Source organism: Legionella spiritensis (assembly GCF_900186965.1).
GTDB classification, from domain to species: domain Bacteria; phylum Pseudomonadota; class Gammaproteobacteria; order Legionellales; family Legionellaceae; genus Legionella_C; species Legionella_C spiritensis.
In genome coordinates this window covers 199,088-215,975 of the sequence record NZ_LT906457.1, presented here as the reverse complement: position 1 = coordinate 215,975, position 16,888 = coordinate 199,088, and the positions used below count along the sequence as shown (strand labels likewise).

Sequence of the window (16,888 nt, the reverse complement as noted above, 5' to 3'; positions counted from 1 at the left end):
TTTTGGAGCAAATTTGGCTGAACTAAACATTAAAAAAGAAATTGGCAAACGAATTCTCGAAGCCAGGAAAGCTAAGGGCTTAACGCTAAAAGCACTTGGGGAGCTTGCTGGTGATCTTAAACAAACACGTTTAACCAATTGGGAACAAGGCACACGTACACCTGGACCAGAAGAAATTAAGCAACTGGCACAGGCGTTGGACGTATCTCCTGCTTTTTTAATGTGCTTATCAGATGAACAGCAGGTAAAGAAAACAAGAAATTCCGGCTATTTAATTCCACTACTGGATAATCATCAGGCTTGTGATGCTGAGTTACATATTGAATTAATTCGTACTAAAGATTTAGCTAATGAAGTGGTCTATATTTCTGTGAGTGCTGCACTATTACCAGAATTAAGTGGAGGAGCATTCGCACTGAAAATGAGAGATGAAAGCATGATTCCTGAGATTCGGATGAATGATGTGTTGGTCATCGATCCTTCACTGTCACCTAAACCAGGAAGTTACGTTGCGGTTAAAGTGGAGGGTAGGCCAGAATTTGTCATATCACAGTATAAGAAATTATCATATGCCTCGCCTGAATTTGAGCTGCTGACATTAAATGATAATTGGCCAAATTTTAATACGAAAGAAAATATTAAACTAGATATTGTTGGGAGGGTTGTACAAGTTATCAGAGGATATCAATAAATTTAAACCCAGAGCTCCACACGCATCAGAATTTAATTCCTATGATTACATAGTCTTTACGATGAAAATAATACCAATAATTCATTTCATTCTCATTCATGTAAATTTTTCTTCAGCTGGGTCATCAATTAATATGACTCAGACTGGTGTCCTGATAACTATAGATGATATTTATGATCTCCTTGGTACCACTTCGCCAAAGCAAAAGCAATTAATTTTTATCCCTGGCAAACCAAAATTATGGCATTGACCATGACTTCAATCCACAAATCACCTGCCCATTGTCATGCGTATTATTTGACTGATAAAGCATAATGAAGCGGCGACTGCCGTGCTGATGATCACAATCAAGGTGCCTTCTGCTCATCTCTTACTTATTTCTTGACCATAGACTATAGTCCATGGTTTATACTGAGTTAGTATTCATTGGTATTTATTAAAGGTTATGATAATGACTTCGTTAACGATAGGACAAGTAGCCAAGCAAACAGGAATTTCTCATGACACCATTCGTCTTTATGAGAGGTATGGCCTTATAGAGGAGCCATCACGTGCCGCTAATGGTTATCGTCAATACCCGGCAAGTGTCGTTGATCGCCTAGCTTTTATCCTCCGAACAAAACAGATGGGCTTTACGCTCAAAGAAATACAAGAATTATTAGTTGTACACCAAACCTCTCAAAAATCTTGTGGCAAAATCAAGCGACGCACTCAGGAAAAATTACAGCAAGTGGCCGATAAAATTAATGAATTAAAAAAACTGGAGTTTGCTCTAAAAAAGCTAGTGCAAGACTGCGATAAAAATCACCCTGATGATTTATGCCCTATTTTCACATTAATCAATAAAGAGGTGCTCAAATGATGAAAGATTCAAAATTAGCAAATGGCTCTTTAATCGGCGCAATCATTGCTGGTATTGCCGCTTCATTATGTTGCGTTGGTCCATTAGTGTTGTTGGCGTTAGGGGTTAGCAGTGCCTGGATAAGCACGCTGACTCATTTGGAGTTCTTGCGACCCTTTGGCATTGCAATCACACTGTTTTTTTTAGTGCTTGTATTTTGGAAGCTTTATATAACGCCTAGGCGTTGTTCAGTCGACCAACTTTGCGGAAAACCAACAGGGTTACGCTCATATCGAATTATTTTTTGGGTAGTGACGGTGTTGCTTTTAGCATTGCTGGCGTTTCCTTGGTACGCTTTTTTATTTTATTAATGGAGAAACATCATGGAAAAATTTGGAATCACTATATTTGCTTTGTTTGGAGCTTTGTTCCTATTTTGTTGTTCTATTAACTCTTTTGCTAGCCCTGTTTTGAAGAATAATGAGACGATAACCCTTTCTGTCCCAAGTATGACTTGCGGTAGCTGTCCCATCATAATAAAGAAAGCGTTAAATAAGCTTAATGGGGTTAAACATGTAGCAGTGGATTTTCGATCCCAAACCGCAGTAGTGACATATGATAAGCAAAAAGTAACCATCAAGGATTTGACCAAAGCAACTAAAAATGCAGGTTATCCATCAACAGTTAAAAACGATCCATCTCCTGCGAACGTAGGAGCTAAGTAAATATGAAGATAGCAATTATTGGCAGCGGCTCTGCTGCATTTGCTTGTGCCATAAACGCAGCAGAAAAAGGTGGAGAAATCACGCTCATTGAATCAGCTAGTGTTGTTGGTGGTTGCTGTGTTAATGTGGGCTGCGTCCCTTCAAAGATTCTTATTCGCGCAGGACAGTTAGCCCACCAACAACGCAGCAATCCATTTGATGGTATAAAAGATCTAGAACCTAGTTTGGATTGGCAATTATTATTGAAGCAACGACAGCATCGTATTGAAGAGTTACGCCATGATAAATATGAGAATATTTTAGAGCAAAACGCTGCGTTAAATCTTATTAAGGGACAGGCAAAATTTATTGATACTCATACATTAATAGTAAGTGATACCGATGGGAATGAGCATAAAGTAACAGCAGATAAAATACTCATTGCAACAGGGTCGAAACCATCCATTCCACCCATTGAAGGCTTATCTGATACGCCTTATTGGACATCAACGGAAGCACTTTTCGCAGAAGAACTGCCTGAACACTTAGCGATTATTGGCTCTTCAATAGTGGCTGTTGAAATCGCACAAGCCTATCGCCGACTTGGTGCAAAGGTGACGATCTTAGCAAGAAGCTCACTTTTATTTAGAGAAGACCCTCTGTTGGGAGAACAATTAACCACTGTTTTTGAGCAAGAAGGGGTGCGTGTGCTAAATCAGACACAAGCAAAATCTATTTCTTTTCGAAGCAAAAAATTCATATTAGAAATCAATGATGACGAAACAATTACAGCAGATCGCTTGCTAATTGCAACGGGTCGCACTCCTAATACGAAAGGTCTTAATCTTGATAGTATCGGTGTAACAACAGAAAAAAATGGCGCTGCTCAAGTTAACGATCATATGCAAACCAATATCCCTCATATTTTTGCTGCGGGTGATTGTAGCAACATGCCACAATTAGTCTATGTGGCAGCAGCAGCAGGTGCACGAGCTGCCACTAATATGATGGGCGGCGATGAAGCACTGGATCTCATTATTGTGCCTAATGTCATTTTTACTGATCCCCAAGTTGCCACTGTTGGTTTGTCTGAGCAAGAAGCACATGTTAACGGCATTGAAACAGACAGTCGTGTGTTAACACTGGATAATGTGCCCAGAGCCCTTGTCAATTTTGATACGCATGGATTTATCAAGTTGGTTGTTGAAGCGGGGACGGAGCGTTTAATTGGTGCTCAAATCCTTGCACATGAAGGCGGCGAATTTATTCAAACAGCCACCTTTGCTATTCGTAACCGCATGACAGCCAAAGATATTGCAAATCAATTATTTCCTTATTTAACAATGGCTGAGGGAATCAAATTATGTGCGCAAACCTTTAGCAAAGATATTAAAAAACTATCCTGCTGTGCGGGATAAATTAGGAGAAAAAGCATGGAAGATTGATATATCATAATTTTTTGACTATCTTTTACGGGTAATAGTTTTCAAAATAACAAAGGAGTGTAACGATGCATCATAAAGAATGCGTGCAATCTTGTTTAGATTGCCTTAAGGCCTGTGAGGCCTGTGCTTATCAGTGCTGTCTAGAAAACGACAAACACCTTGAGTGCTTTAAGCTCTGTACAACCTGCGCTGATATTTGCAGCTTATGCGCCAGGATGTGCATGCGCGGCGATTTAGCATTTTGCAAAGAGATTTGCGAGCTTTGTGCCAAAATTTGCGATGCCTGCGCTGCTGAGTGTGAAAAACATGATGAAGAATTATGTAAAGCTTGCGCCAAAGCCTGTCGAGAGTGTGCAGCAGCCTGCCGAAAATGCTGTTAATGAAAACTTCTGTGGTAAAGAAAAAGCTTATGCCACAAAAACCAATCAGCCGTGGCCCAGCCTGTTGTTGTTTATTAAAAAACACTCATCAGCAATAACATCAAAGCCATTAAGGCCCTGCCAATATCTTCGGTTAAGGTCACGGTAGATAATGGCACATCAAGTATAGAGCCCATACAAGGACAATTAATATCTAATCCATGCCGTAAGGCTTTAATCACACCAATACTACCAAAAGTTAAAATCACTATAGTCAGCACATAAGTCAAAATAGGTAGGATAAAGGAAAGATACAAAAGCCCATGCACAGCAGGCTTGGGCAGCCTCCTTTTTAGAAGTTGGCGGAGATTTTCATAAACTGCAATTATTTATAAACGACGCTGAAATGAATAAGGGTTCAATTGAAAATGCCGATATTGATGTGTTTTATTGGCATTTGCTAAATCAATTTTGGGTTGTAAAAGGCGGGACAAACTATTTCTATAGACCATCACAAACACCTTACTGGCAACCGGGTATTGGTTTTGAAGGCTTGATGTATTATTTTATCTCCAATAATTCGCGCTTCTACTACCATAAAGGTAGTATTAAGGCTGACATTGAATTTGGTCGCAATACTCAGTTCACTAATAATTGATTTTTAGGATTAAGCGCACGGGCGACGGCTGCAACAAAAACCATAGCAGCCGATAGCATAGGTAGTGGTCTTAACCAGACCTGGTTAACAGTGCGTCCTAATTATCGTTTAATGCCAGGTGTCGCTGCTTTTATGGAATATGAGTATGTCACATATTATGGTTCTTTAAAAAATATCCGCAGAAGAATGGGAGAGTCGGGGACCGAAAAGTCGCTCTTTTTTGGATTAAGCATCATAGTTTAATGGTAAAGAAAAAATAATAACGCAAGGAATGCAAATGATAGAAATTATACCCAATTGGCACCCTGTCTTTGTACATTTTACCGTTGCGCTCATTAGTGTCGCTACCTTTTTTTATTGTGCAGGATTTTTTTTGCATAACAAAAGATTAGGTAATGAAATGCTCATTACTGGACGCTGGTGTTTATGGACAGGAACGTTAGCAGCTATTGCAACAATCGCAGCCGGATTTATTGCCTATTATACGGTTGCCCATGATACGCCTTCTCATAATGCAATGGTGGTCCACCGCAACTGGGCATTAACCACATTTGGCGTAATAGGCGCTGTATTCATTTGGTCACTCATAAGTTACCTGAAAAACACGGTCGTTAGGCTTTGGTTTTGTTTTGGGATGATATTAACGTCTATATTGGTTCTAATAACTGCCTGGCATGGAGCAGAACTTGTCTATCGCTATGGATTAGGTGTCTTATCATTACCTAAAACAGAACAAATAAATCATTCACATTCTCATAAAACCAAACAGGAAAAGGAGTACAGTAAGCCTGCCCTAAATCATTCCTCCCATGCGCATTAAAACGAAGAAGGGAGCTAATGTTGTCCATAAAAGCGAGGCAAAACCATTGTATTGGTAAAAGCTATTCCTTACTACAACACTCACAATTGATATGCAAAGGCAAGCCACTGGCTTCCCACATTTTTTGTACTGCAAAATAGGTAAATGTCGCAGACCATGCTATTAATGTCAGGCCATTAATCACTTCAAAGCTCGAAATTAATCGAAGACTCCCTCGTGCATAGACATCTCCTACGCCCAACGAAGAATAGCTTGTTGCTGAATAATATAAATATGAACTAAAAGTTTGAGAATCTATACCTTCTAAGGGCGGATAATTCAAAAATTTGACCAAAGCCCAACAGGCAAAACCATATAATAAAACGCTTATTGAATGAGCAAACAATATACCAAGAACTAATACTATCAATAGCTTTCTAGGGGTCATCTCTCTTCGAGTAATCACTTTCATTACCACACAAAGTACTTCGTAGAAAAATATTGTGGTAACAAAAGCTATAACCAGGCTAATTCCTAACGCTTCAAAATAATGACTCATTAATATCTCTACTATTATTTACATTGGTAAGCAATCCCTCTGATTTCATAAACATCTATTCTTTCTCCATCATAGGTAACATTTGTTTTTGTAATTTCAACTGTATTTCCACCTGCTTTTACTGCTTTATTTTTTAAACGGTTCAAAGCATCTTTGTGTAAGTGCTCTTTCGTATTGTAGCTTTGAGATACCCCATTTCTTTCAATAGACCAGACTGGCCCAACTATTTTGCAATTAGAAGGTTTTTTATTATATATTACAACAGCCTCTGCTCCTGGCATTAAAGATGCCACACTACATCCGACTAGCAAAGTAAATACTAACGAAAATGATAAACCCATAATGCGCTTTTTATTTAATACAAACATCTTAGTTTCCCTTGATTAAGGCGTGTTTTTTCCATAAGTAAAATACCGCAGGTATTACAAATAGCGTTAACAATGTTGCACTTATCATTCCACCAACCATAGGAGCTGCGATTCGTCTCATTACTTCTGAACCTGTACCAGTTCCCACCATAATTGGCAACAAACCAATAACCGTTGATGATACAGTCATAATAATCGGCCTAACACGGAGAAGTGCACCGTTAATTACTGCTTGCTTAACATGCGCTTCGTTGAGCTTTTTATGCTCTTTTACAATATCTCTTAGCGCATGATTTAGATACACTAGCATCACTACGCCAATTTCTACAGCAATGCCTGCAAGACCTATCATTCCCACAGCAACAGCAATCGATAAGTTATAATTTAATAAATATAAAAGCCACACGCTACCAACCAATGCAAGCGGCAAAGTACCCATCACTAAGAATACTTCGGGTAATCGTCTAAAGTGAATGTATAACAGCAACATAATAATAAATAGTGTTAGAGGGCCTACAAATTTTAACCGCTCCTTAGCTCTTTCCATATACTCATATTGACCAGACCAATATAAGCTGTAACCCGGCGGCATTTTTAACTTTTTATCTATTATTTTTTGCGCCCGAGAAACATAATCGCCAATATCCGTGGTGTTTAAATCTACTAACACCCAACCGTTAAGCTGGGCATTTTCACTTTTAATAATAGGTGGGCCATCATCAACTGTCACTTTAGCAATATCACCTAGTGTAATTTGCGGGCCATTGACTGTCACAATAGGTAAAGTTTTAAGCTTATTAGCAGAATCTCTCCAAAGTTGAGGGTAGCGCAAATTAATCGGGTAGCGCTCTCTCCCCTCAATTGATTCAGATATATCCATCCCACCAATAGCACTCGTTATAATCTGATGCACATCTTTTATATTCAGTCCATATCGAGCAGCAGCCCTTCTATCTATATCAACATTGATATAACGACCACCTACTACTCTATCTGCATAAACTGAAGCAGTTCCAGGAATTTGTTTAATAATCTCTTCTAACTGCTTGCCTATTTTTTGAATTTCGCCAAGCTTAGGTCCTAATATTTTTATCCCTACAGGGGTTTTAATTCCAGTTGCCAACATATCAATCCGCCCTTTAATAGGCATAACCCAGGCATTGGTTATCCCAGGCAATTTGACAACTTCATTCATCTCTTGTTTTAACTTTTCCCTTGTCATGCCTTTTCGCCACTCAGACTTAGGTTTAAATTGGATAATGGTTTCTATCATGTTAAGTGGCGCGGGGTCAGTTGCCGTTTGAGCGCGGCCAACTTTTCCAAAAACAGTTTCAACTTCTGGAACTTGCATAATGAGCTTATCTGTTTGCTGTAAAACTTGTCTTGCTTTACCAATCGATATTCCAGGTAAACTTGAAGGCATATACATCCAATCTCCTTCATCAAGCTCTGGCATAAATTCTGACCCTAATTTTTGTAATGGATAATAAGAAATAATGAGTACCGCTAACAATATCAACAAAATTGTTTTGGGGAATTTCAGAGTAAAGTTGATTAATGGTCTATAAAGAACAATTAATAATCGATTTAATGGGTTTTTTGACTCAGGTGTGATTTTGCCTCTGATAAAATAACCCATTAACACAGGTACTAACGTAATTGACACGAAAGCAGATGCTGCCATAGCGTAGGTTTTTGTAAATGCTAGAGGGGCAAATAATTTGCCTTCTTGAGCTTGCAGTGTAAATACAGGTACAAAACTTAAGGTGATAATAAGCAAAGAGAAGAATAAAGCAGGGCCTACTTCGATTGCGGCTTCTTTAATCACATTCCATCTTGTCTCTTCAGTAGGCTTTATCTTTTCTAAGTGCTTGTGCGCATTTTCTATCATCACAATAGCAGCATCAACCATAACACCAATAGCAATGGCAATACCCCCAAGCGACATTATGTTTGCATTTATCCCTTGCATGCTCATAGTGATAAATGCTATTAAGATGCTAAGCGGAAGACTAATTACCACAATAAGAGATGAGCGAAAATGATATAAGAACAAAAAACATACAATAATCACCGCAATGATTTCTTCTGTTAACTTCTGTTTTAGCGTGTCAATTGCTCGTTCAATTAACGATGCTCTGTCATATGTTGTGACAATTTCAACGCCTTTGGGTAGGCTTTTAGCAAGTTGTTTTAGTTTGGTTTTAACATTTTGGATAACTTCTCTGGCATTGTCTCCCATTCTCATGACAACAATGCCACCGACTACCTCGCCTTTACCATTTAGTTCAGCAACGCCTCTTCTAAGCTGTGGTCCTGTTCTAATTTTAGCAACATTATGAAGCAATATTGGTATACCTTTGCTTGTCACACCAAGCGGGATATTTTTGAATTTATTAACTGCATCTAAATACCCCATTGCACGTACCATATACTCGCCTTCACCCATCTCAATAACTGACCCTCCCACTTCTTGGTTAGCATCTTGTATGGCTTGTTTAACTTTGGATAACGTCAAGTTATAAGAACGAAGTTTATTGGGATCTGCTATTACTTGATATTGCTTGACCATTCCTCCTATTGTGGCCACTTCTGAAACACCCGGAACTGTTTGTAATTCATATTTTAAAAACCAGTTTTGCAGGGTGGTTAACGCACCTAAGTCATGCTTGCCCGTCTTATCGACTAAAGCATATTCATATACCCAACCAACGCCTGTCGCGTCTGGACCTAATTGCGGCTTTGCCTGCGGTGGAAGTTGTCCTGCAACTTGATTTAAATACTCTAAAACTCGTGAGCGAGCCCAATATAAATCCGTACCATCTTTAAACAACACATAAATATAAGAATCACCAAAAAAAGAGTATCCTCGTACCGTTGTAGCACCAGGTACTGCTAGCATGGCTGTTGCTAAAGGGTAGGTGACTTGTAGCTCGACAACTTGAGGCGCCTGTCCAGGATAAGGCGTTTTAATAATGACTTGAACATCTGATAAATCTGGAATCGCATCAACCGGGGTATTTTTGATTGTAATTATTCCTATTGCAAATAATAATGCGCTTAAAATAACGACCAAAAACCGATTATCAATGGACCAGCCTATAATTTTCCCTATCATGATTAATCCGTCCCTTTATCTTTTTTTATAGGATTAAGCTCAGTTACAATATAGTGGTTAGGTTTAACTTCTTTTAGTTTAAATGTAATTTTTTGCCCAACCATGAATGGGGATAAATCAATTTTACTGCTTACAGGAAGTTCCATAACCATCTCAGGCATACCATATTGCTTTATAGGTAAATGCCGGAGGGTAATTTTATGACTATCTTTTTTTATGGCGAGTATATAGCCTTGATTTTTGCTCTTTTTAGGCTTTTCCATTTTATGCTTACCATGATGGTGGCCTGACTTTGATTTGTCTTTATGTGGCGCTAAACGCTCAAAAGCTGCACTGAGATTCGACTCAGAATCAATCAAAAACTGTCCTGATGTAACCACTTCATCTCCTTTAGAAAGCCCTCTTAGCACTTCAATTTTGCCATTTGATTCGTCCCCTAAGATTACTTCTTGTGGTCTAAAACGGCCTTTACCAAGTGATAAAATCACATGCGAACCTTTACCGGTTGTAATAACTGAGAAAGTAGGAATAACAAGCGATTTTTTAGAAGTGGGTATCAGTATTTTTACTGACGCATACATATCAGGTTTTAATGTTAAATTCGGATTTGGAAAATGAAGCCTAACAGCCAATGTATGGGTAATCTTATCAAGCGTTGGATAGATGTATATGACTTCTCCCTGCCAAACCTTACCTGGAAGTCCTGGAAAGGTTGCCTGGGCTATTTGATTCAATTTCACCCAGTCAGCTTGCGCTTCATAAACTTCTACTCTTATCCAAACACTACTTAAATCTTCGATGGTCATTAATATTTTGTCTGGTTTAATATATATGCCATCTCGAATATTAAGCTTAGAAACGATGCCGCTTGATTTTGCATATACTTCAATTTGTTGTTTAACCTTGCGTGTCCTTTGAAGCTCGTTTATTTGATTTAGGGTTAATCCAAGTGTTATTAATTTTTTCCTACTTGCTTCGACCAATTGTTGGTTGTTATTTTGTAATGCTAAAATAAGCTCTTGCTGGGCATTGACAAGACTTGGAGAATACAGCTCAAAAAGAACCTGTCCTTTACGAACAGGGTCACCTACGGCAGTGATTCGCAAATTTCTCACCCAGCCATCTATAAAAGAGTTAACATTTTCAATATCATCTTCATTAGCTGCAACATAGCCTACTGTGTCGATTGCTTTTGATATGGGTTCATACTTCGCACTAGCAGTAATAACGCCTAAATTATTAATTACTCGAGGTGAGATTTTTATGGAGCTGTCATCTGAACCACTGCCTTCATCTTCATAGACAGGAACTAAGTCCATCCCCATAGGGGATTTGCCCGGTTTATCACGCCTATAAGTCGGATTCATTGGCGCAACCCAATACTTTACCTTTTTTTCTTTTTTAGTCGCTGACTTGCTCGTTTCAGTCATCTTTGCGACAGGCAAATAACGTCCTATTAGAAATCCCAAGATTACGCCAAAGAGAATAATTAGTATTAAAATCCATTTGTTTTTCATGTTATCTACCTTGAAGATACAATATGTTAATGCCCGCTTTTGAATGATTGACTTGCTCTTTTACCTCTGCAAGTTCAATATCGAGCCATCGGATATAACCAAGTGCAACCGTTAGAAAATCTGTTTTATCATTTTGATAAGCAATTAAAGTCGAATTTGCGTATTGTTTGGCTTCTGGAAGTAGTCTTCTTGAATATAAACTCAGCTTTTCTCTAGTTCTTTTATAGTCAACAATATTCGTACCAAGTACTCTATTCAAACCTTTTAAGTCCGCATATCGTTTTGCTTTTAAAGACGATAACTCCCTTTGATTGGCCAGCAACTTTTTATCTTGCCTATCCTTGGGAAATAATGGTAGAGAAATTTTCACTTGGCCGGTAAGAAAATCCGGCCTTTTATTGCCATTTATGTTTCGACCACTACGAACACCATAAGCTGCCCCTAGACTAAAACCTGGTAAGTAATCTTGTTTGCTAATAGCAATGCTGCTTATCGCTGAATTTATATCTGAATTATCTGCTTTAATAACCGGATGACCTAACAGCATTTTCTTTGATACTTTGGATAGAACCACCTTTTTGTTATCCATAACCAATGAAGCGCTTGCTCTGTAAGCAGCCTTCTGGCCAATCCATCTAGCAAGATTTACCCGGGTATCATCGATTGCTTGACGGACTTGAATTAATCGTTCTTCAATCTGTGTTAGCTCTAGTTGTGCATTCAATACATCCTTTTGAGGAACTTTATTATTGCTAAATAAAGATGAGGCAACGTCTTTTAAATGCTTAAATGTTTTTCTTTGCCCCAACAAAATTTGTTCACTTCTTTGCCAAAAATAGAGCAAATCCCATTGCTCCCGAACAGCTTTTAAAATAAGTAATCTTTGGTTATCCTTTTGATGAAGTGAAGACATCGATTTATTATGGGTCCGTCTATATCTATATAACAAAGTTTTTCCTTTTGGGATATCTTGGTTTATTCCAAATTGGAATTGTGTCATTGGTTCTTGTGAAAAATTAAATGTATCCACTGGGAAATTAAGCGGACTAATTTGAATATTAGGGTCGGGTAGTTGACCTTCAGAAATAGCCTGCGCCTGCAAAGATTGGCCTTTTGCTTCAAACTGTCTAATTTCATCTGCTCTATTAATAGCAATACATTCAGCCTCGCCTAAAGTCAGCCCATAGCCTTCTTGAATTAATAACCATAACAAACAAATTCTAAGAATACTTTTCATTAAGCTTCTATACATTCAACAATCAACTCTTTTTTTAAAAAATTGGTGACAATCAAGCGCTCTCACCACTAAAATATTCTTCGCTTCCTTTAGCATACACAGCTTCCTCTATGCGCTTTAATGCTAATATATAAGCACTAGCTCGAAGAGAATCATCCTGAGTGTTTGCAAGCATTTGCTCGAAGCTAAAAATAATGCGCTCTGACAATTTTTTATTGACTTTATCTAAACTCCAAACATCACCAGATAAGTTTTGCACCCACTCAAAATAGCTAACTATTACACCGCCAGAATTCGCTATAACATCAGGAATAATAATGGTACCTTTTTCAAGTAATGCACTCTCTGCTTCATGAGATACAGGTCCATTTGCAACCTCTAAAATAATAGGCGCTTTTACATCCTCAACATTGTCCATTGTAATCACATTTTCAAGAGCCGCTGGCACTAATATATCAACATCTAATGCTAAAAGCTCCTGATTAGATATTTTTTGATATCCTTTCAAGTCACAAACAGAACACCCACAATACACATCATTAGGTCCTGGTACCCCGGATGTATTGCTTGTTGCACCTCCAGGGTGATGCTTTTTATGCTCGTCATTACCTCCTTGAGCGTATGCAGCTTTCATTAAAAAACCAAGAAAAACAACAAGTATTAATGCCCCTATCCCTGTCTTATACCGACTCATTTCTTAACCTTAGTATATTGAAAATGTTGTATATTTACTCTAAAAATTATATCAGCTTTATTCTTTAACTGGGATACCAAATAAAACAACGGCCACCATCAAAATAGTGAGCAAGAGGTATAATATGATTTTTATATACCGAGCACCATTGCTCTTTTGTTTTAGCAAAACAAGAGTAGAAAGCACTAACTGCATGGCGTAATAAATGGCAAAAGCTTTGGATGCAAAGGTGATAATTGTGTAAATATTAGTAAGCCAGGTTAGAATTACCCCTATTAAAGTTATCAATAGATAACTCGTTTTTGTAGTAATTTTGTCACGCATGCCTTCTGCTAACAATCCTCCACTGCCAATTGTATCAGCAACAGCTGCACTGAATTGACTCATTACAGCAGCTATAATTATTAATGCTGGCAAGATAGGAGCTATCGTTCTACAAACATCAATAACAGTCGTTTCCCCTAAAGCGTGAACATGGTTAAAAGCAGTCAGTGTGGATGTAATAAAAACCACATAAATAACCCCTGAAATAATTTGGGCGTTTTTCATGGTTTGGATACGTACATCGCGACTGTAATCACGCCCCAGATAGCGAGATGTTTCAAATCCCTGAATTATAATAAGCATACCCAGTAATTTTTGTATTGTTGTCGCCATTTCTTCATGCGGAAAAACCAACAACTGCCACTGCCCATTAAACAATGAATAAAAGTTAAAATAAATGTGGCCAAAAATTAAAGCCACTATAATAGAGAGTTTTATATTGACTGAATACGTCTCAAGAAGCTCAAGCTTAGACAAGCCTTTTAACTTTCCTGTAATCCCAATAAACAGCAACAACGCTGTAGTAAGACTATTTTCTAACACTACAGACGAAACTCCAAAACCCCGTAAAGCGAATGCAGAAAGTAGTTTTAAGTAAAAGGCAATAGAAATAACATAGGCAAGCCCCAAAACAGGTCGGGATAAATCTTCAAGCACCCTAATGAAATAAGATGTATTTTTATTCCCTTCTAACAGGGGCTCAACAAAAAGGATATTTGTTCTAATGCTACTCCCAAGAGCATAAGCGATTATAACTATCCCCCCCCATAGCCAATGGGGCAAGCTTCCCTGTGGTTAAAATTAACAAAGGAGCTGATACCAAAAAACCACTTCCAATAATTGGTGCTAAAGGTGTCACCGTAGCATGCCAAATTTTTGAGGTTCGAAAAGATTTACTAAAAAGCAATAGACTAACTGCTACGGATGAAAAAATGACAAAGATATTATTCATATTAATTTTTTACTCAACTATCAAACTACCCTGATACATACCCATTTGGCAACTAAATGGGTAAGTGCCTGACTTAAGTGAATTTATTGTTATTTTAGTTAGTTTATTAACTTTTAGTTCTTGACTTATATCCAGTGTATTAAACACAACCACCTGGGCGCAAGGAGATTTATCTTTTCGAATAAACTCAAGTGTAATCATTTTTCCTTCGCGCGCTTTTAATATAGAAGGCTCATATACTCCTTCATCCACTACCACTTGAATGGCATTGTTAACTAGCCGTGTTGATTTTGGTTTTTTAAGTATAAACCACCAAATGATTAACCCAACCAAACAAAAACCAATCAAGTTAACAGTCAATGTAATCATAATGCACCTCCTTTAGGCTTGAAAAATCGCAGTCGATTTGCATTACTTACGACCGTTACCGAGGATAGTGCCATTGCAGCCCCTGCAATCATTGGATTTAAGAAAAAACCTAAGAAAGGATAGAGAATACCGGCTGCAATTGGAATGCCTAGCGTATTATAAACAAACGCTCCTACTAGGTTTTGCTTAATATTCCCCATAGTAGCACTTGAAATTAAAATCGCATCAACACCCCCATGTAAGGAGCTGCGCATTAAAGTAATACCCGCACTTTCAATGGCTACATCCGTACCTGAGCCAATGGCAAATCCCACATCAGCCTGAGCTAGAGCCGGTGCATCATTAATCCCATCACCTACCATGCCAACTAATAGCCCCTGTTCTTGAAGGCTTTTTACTTTAGCAGATTTATCTTGTGGTAAAACCTCCGCCATAACCTCATCAATACCTACCTGACTTGCTACATGATTTGCTGTAATTGCATTATCACCAGTTAGCATAATAACCTTAATTCCTTGCGCTTGAAGTCTTTCTATTGCCGATTTTGAATCTTCTTTAATTAAATCAGCAACGCTGATAATCCCTTCAATTTTATTTTCTACCGCAAAATACATCGGCGTATGACCAAGACCTGCTAGCTCACGCGCCTCTGATTCGGCAATTGATAAATCAAACTTTTCTCTTAACATGAGTTTATCATTACCAAACCAAACTTTTTGATTATCAATCTGAGCACTAATCCCATGTCCAGCAATCGCTTCGAATTCACTAACTGGCAATGTCCCAATATTCCGTGCTCGTGCAGCATTAACAATCGCAGCTCCCAATGGATGTTCAGAGCCTTTCTCAATACTTGCTGACAACTGCAAAAGACGCTCCTCACTAAGATTTCCTAAAGAGATGACTTTTACCAACTCAGGCTTTCCATGGGTAATTGTGCCTGTTTTATCAAGAATAATGGCCGATAAGTTAGACGATTGTTGCAATGCCTCCCCGTTTCGAATCAGCGCGCCATATTCTGCAGCCTTTCCCATACCGACTATAACTGAAATGGGTGCTGCCAACCCTAAAGCACAGGGACATGCAATGATTAAGACTGTCATAGCTGTCACCAACATAAATCCCGTCACAGGTAACGGTCCAAAATTAAACCAAACTAGTGCCGTGAGTACTGAAATAACCATGACTGCAGGCACAAAAAATGATGAAACAATGTCTGCTAAACGCGCGATTGGTGGTTTGGTGTTTTGAGCTTGTTGGACAAGGTTGATGATTTGAGCCAGGGCGGTATCTTTACCTACTCGCGTGGCTTTATACAAAAAAGAACCAGCAGCATTCATGGTTCCACCAATCACCTCATCACCAACCTGTTTAGATTTAGGTAATGGTTCACCGGTTAACATCGATTCATCAATACTCGTACTGCCCTCTATAATTAATCCATCCACAGGTATTTTTTCACCAGGTCTGACACGAACCACATCATCAACTACTACATCTTCTAATGCAATATCAACTTCTTCTGACTCTTTAACAACTCGCGCTGTTTTTGCTTGAAGTCCAATGAGTCTTTTTATAGCTAGTGATGTTTTGCCTCGTGCCCTAATTTCAAGTGCAGCACCTAAATCAACCAAGGCAATAATAATAAGTGCAGCCTCAAAGTAGACATGGCGTGCAAGCTCTGGAACAACATCAGGAAACAGAGTAACAAACATAGAAAAAAACCACGCAGCACCAGTGCCTAAACCAATTAATGTATCCATAGTGGCATGATTAGACCAAAAGGCGCGATAGGCATTATGGTATAGATGACCACCGGAATAAATCATAATAAGTAGTGACACTAAACCTATACCACTCCATACAACCTGGCCTAGAGCAGTTGCAAGCCCTGGAAAATAATCTAACAAGCTTCCCACAAGCAGAATCATACCCGCGATTCCAGCGGTGTAAAATTTTTTCAGTAATGTCTTATAATAAGCCCGCTCTTGTTCTTGCTCACTGCCATTAAACAAGCTCTCTTCATCAAAAATTTTAGCACCATAACCAAGCTTTTCTAACTCTGACTGAATAACCTCTATTGATGCATCACCTGTTACTTCCACTGTTTTTTGGGAAAAGTTAACTGAAACTGCTTCGACTTTAGGCAAGCTTCCCAAAGAATTTTCTATACTTGAAACGCAACTTGCACAACTTACATTCTGTAAGGAAAGCTTAATAATCTTTGGCATGGCAAATCCTTTTTCACCCTAT

Annotated in this window: 16 protein-coding genes and 1 pseudogene; 8 read left to right on the top strand and 9 right to left on the bottom strand. The window is 38.4% G+C overall.

Going from position 1 to position 16,888, the window contains the following annotated elements:
- The first annotated feature begins 13 nt into the window (after positions 1 to 13).
- The 8 genes and pseudogenes from CKW05_RS01010 (at position 14) to CKW05_RS00965 (ending at position 5,518) form a co-directional block, all read left to right on the top strand.
- Positions 14 to 691: a LexA family protein gene (locus CKW05_RS01010; protein WP_058483954.1), complete on the top strand. Its 678-nt coding sequence runs from the start codon at positions 14 to 16 to the stop codon at positions 689 to 691.
- 451 nt (positions 692 to 1,142) lie between these two features.
- Positions 1,143 to 1,553: a heavy metal-responsive transcriptional regulator gene (locus CKW05_RS01005; protein ID WP_058483955.1), complete on the top strand. Its 411-nt coding sequence runs from the start codon at positions 1,143 to 1,145 to the stop codon at positions 1,551 to 1,553.
- Positions 1,550 to 1,903 carry a mercuric transporter MerT family protein gene (locus tag CKW05_RS01000; protein ID WP_058483956.1) on the top strand — a complete coding sequence of 118 codons (354 nt, stop codon included), beginning with the start codon at positions 1,550 to 1,552 and terminating at the stop codon, positions 1,901 to 1,903. Before CKW05_RS01005 ends, CKW05_RS01000 begins: the two co-directional genes overlap by 4 nt.
- Positions 1,904 to 1,915: 12 nt before the next feature.
- Positions 1,916 to 2,257 (top strand): mercury resistance system periplasmic binding protein MerP, encoded by a 342-nt coding sequence (gene merP / locus CKW05_RS00995; RefSeq protein WP_065238412.1) that lies wholly within the window; start codon positions 1,916 to 1,918, stop codon positions 2,255 to 2,257.
- A gap of 2 nt (positions 2,258 to 2,259) precedes the next feature.
- The gene (gene merA / locus CKW05_RS00990) at positions 2,260 to 3,654 is read left to right on the top strand and encodes a mercury(II) reductase (RefSeq protein WP_058483957.1); all 1,395 of its coding nucleotides are present in this window, start codon (positions 2,260 to 2,262) and stop codon (positions 3,652 to 3,654) included.
- A 333-nt stretch (positions 3,655 to 3,987) separates the two neighbouring features.
- Complete coding sequence (locus CKW05_RS15415; protein ID WP_162264427.1) at positions 3,988 to 4,209, top strand: hypothetical protein; 222 nt, start codon at positions 3,988 to 3,990, stop codon at positions 4,207 to 4,209.
- A gap of 204 nt (positions 4,210 to 4,413) precedes the next feature.
- Positions 4,414 to 4,941, top strand: a pseudogene (locus CKW05_RS15510) (copper resistance protein B); the annotation flags it as partial.
- Between the two features lie 34 nt (positions 4,942 to 4,975).
- Positions 4,976 to 5,518, top strand: coding sequence for a DUF2231 domain-containing protein (locus tag CKW05_RS00965; RefSeq protein ID WP_065238413.1), 543 nt, complete (start codon positions 4,976 to 4,978; stop codon positions 5,516 to 5,518).
- Between the two features lie 61 nt (positions 5,519 to 5,579).
- Here CKW05_RS00965 and CKW05_RS00960 read toward each other — a convergent pair whose 3' ends face one another.
- The 9 genes from CKW05_RS00960 to CKW05_RS00920 all read right to left on the bottom strand — a co-directional run bounded on the left by CKW05_RS00960 (position 5,580) and on the right by CKW05_RS00920 (position 16,866).
- A complete protein-coding gene (locus tag CKW05_RS00960; RefSeq protein WP_082642808.1) occupies positions 5,580 to 6,056 on the bottom strand; it encodes an ion channel in 477 nt (158 codons plus the stop codon).
- A 14-nt stretch (positions 6,057 to 6,070) separates the two neighbouring features.
- Positions 6,071 to 6,424, bottom strand: a complete 354-nt coding sequence (locus CKW05_RS00955; RefSeq protein ID WP_058483960.1) for a DUF4156 domain-containing protein — start codon at positions 6,422 to 6,424, stop codon at positions 6,071 to 6,073.
- A 1-nt stretch (position 6,425) separates the two neighbouring features.
- Positions 6,426 to 9,542: an efflux RND transporter permease subunit gene (locus CKW05_RS00950; protein WP_058483961.1), complete on the bottom strand. Its 3,117-nt coding sequence runs from the start codon at positions 9,540 to 9,542 to the stop codon at positions 6,426 to 6,428.
- Between the two features lie 2 nt (positions 9,543 to 9,544).
- Complete coding sequence (locus CKW05_RS00945; RefSeq protein WP_058483962.1) at positions 9,545 to 11,059, bottom strand: efflux RND transporter periplasmic adaptor subunit; 1,515 nt, start codon at positions 11,057 to 11,059, stop codon at positions 9,545 to 9,547.
- 1 nt (position 11,060) lies between these two features.
- Positions 11,061 to 12,296, bottom strand: coding sequence for a TolC family protein (locus tag CKW05_RS00940; RefSeq protein ID WP_058483963.1), 1,236 nt, complete (start codon positions 12,294 to 12,296; stop codon positions 11,061 to 11,063).
- Between the two features lie 52 nt (positions 12,297 to 12,348).
- Complete coding sequence (locus CKW05_RS00935; RefSeq protein ID WP_058483964.1) at positions 12,349 to 12,990, bottom strand: Glu/Leu/Phe/Val dehydrogenase; 642 nt, start codon at positions 12,988 to 12,990, stop codon at positions 12,349 to 12,351.
- Positions 12,991 to 13,047: 57 nt separating this feature from the next.
- Entirely contained in the window at positions 13,048 to 14,097 is a 1,050-nt protein-coding gene (locus CKW05_RS00930; protein ID WP_058483965.1) for a hypothetical protein, read from the bottom strand.
- A 178-nt stretch (positions 14,098 to 14,275) separates the two neighbouring features.
- Positions 14,276 to 14,635, bottom strand: a complete 360-nt coding sequence (locus CKW05_RS00925; protein WP_058483966.1) for a cupredoxin domain-containing protein — start codon at positions 14,633 to 14,635, stop codon at positions 14,276 to 14,278.
- Positions 14,632 to 16,866, bottom strand: a complete 2,235-nt coding sequence (locus CKW05_RS00920; RefSeq protein WP_058483967.1) for a heavy metal translocating P-type ATPase — start codon at positions 16,864 to 16,866, stop codon at positions 14,632 to 14,634. The genes CKW05_RS00925 and CKW05_RS00920 overlap by 4 nt, the downstream gene beginning before the upstream one ends.
- Between the last annotated feature and the right edge of the window lie 22 nt (positions 16,867 to 16,888).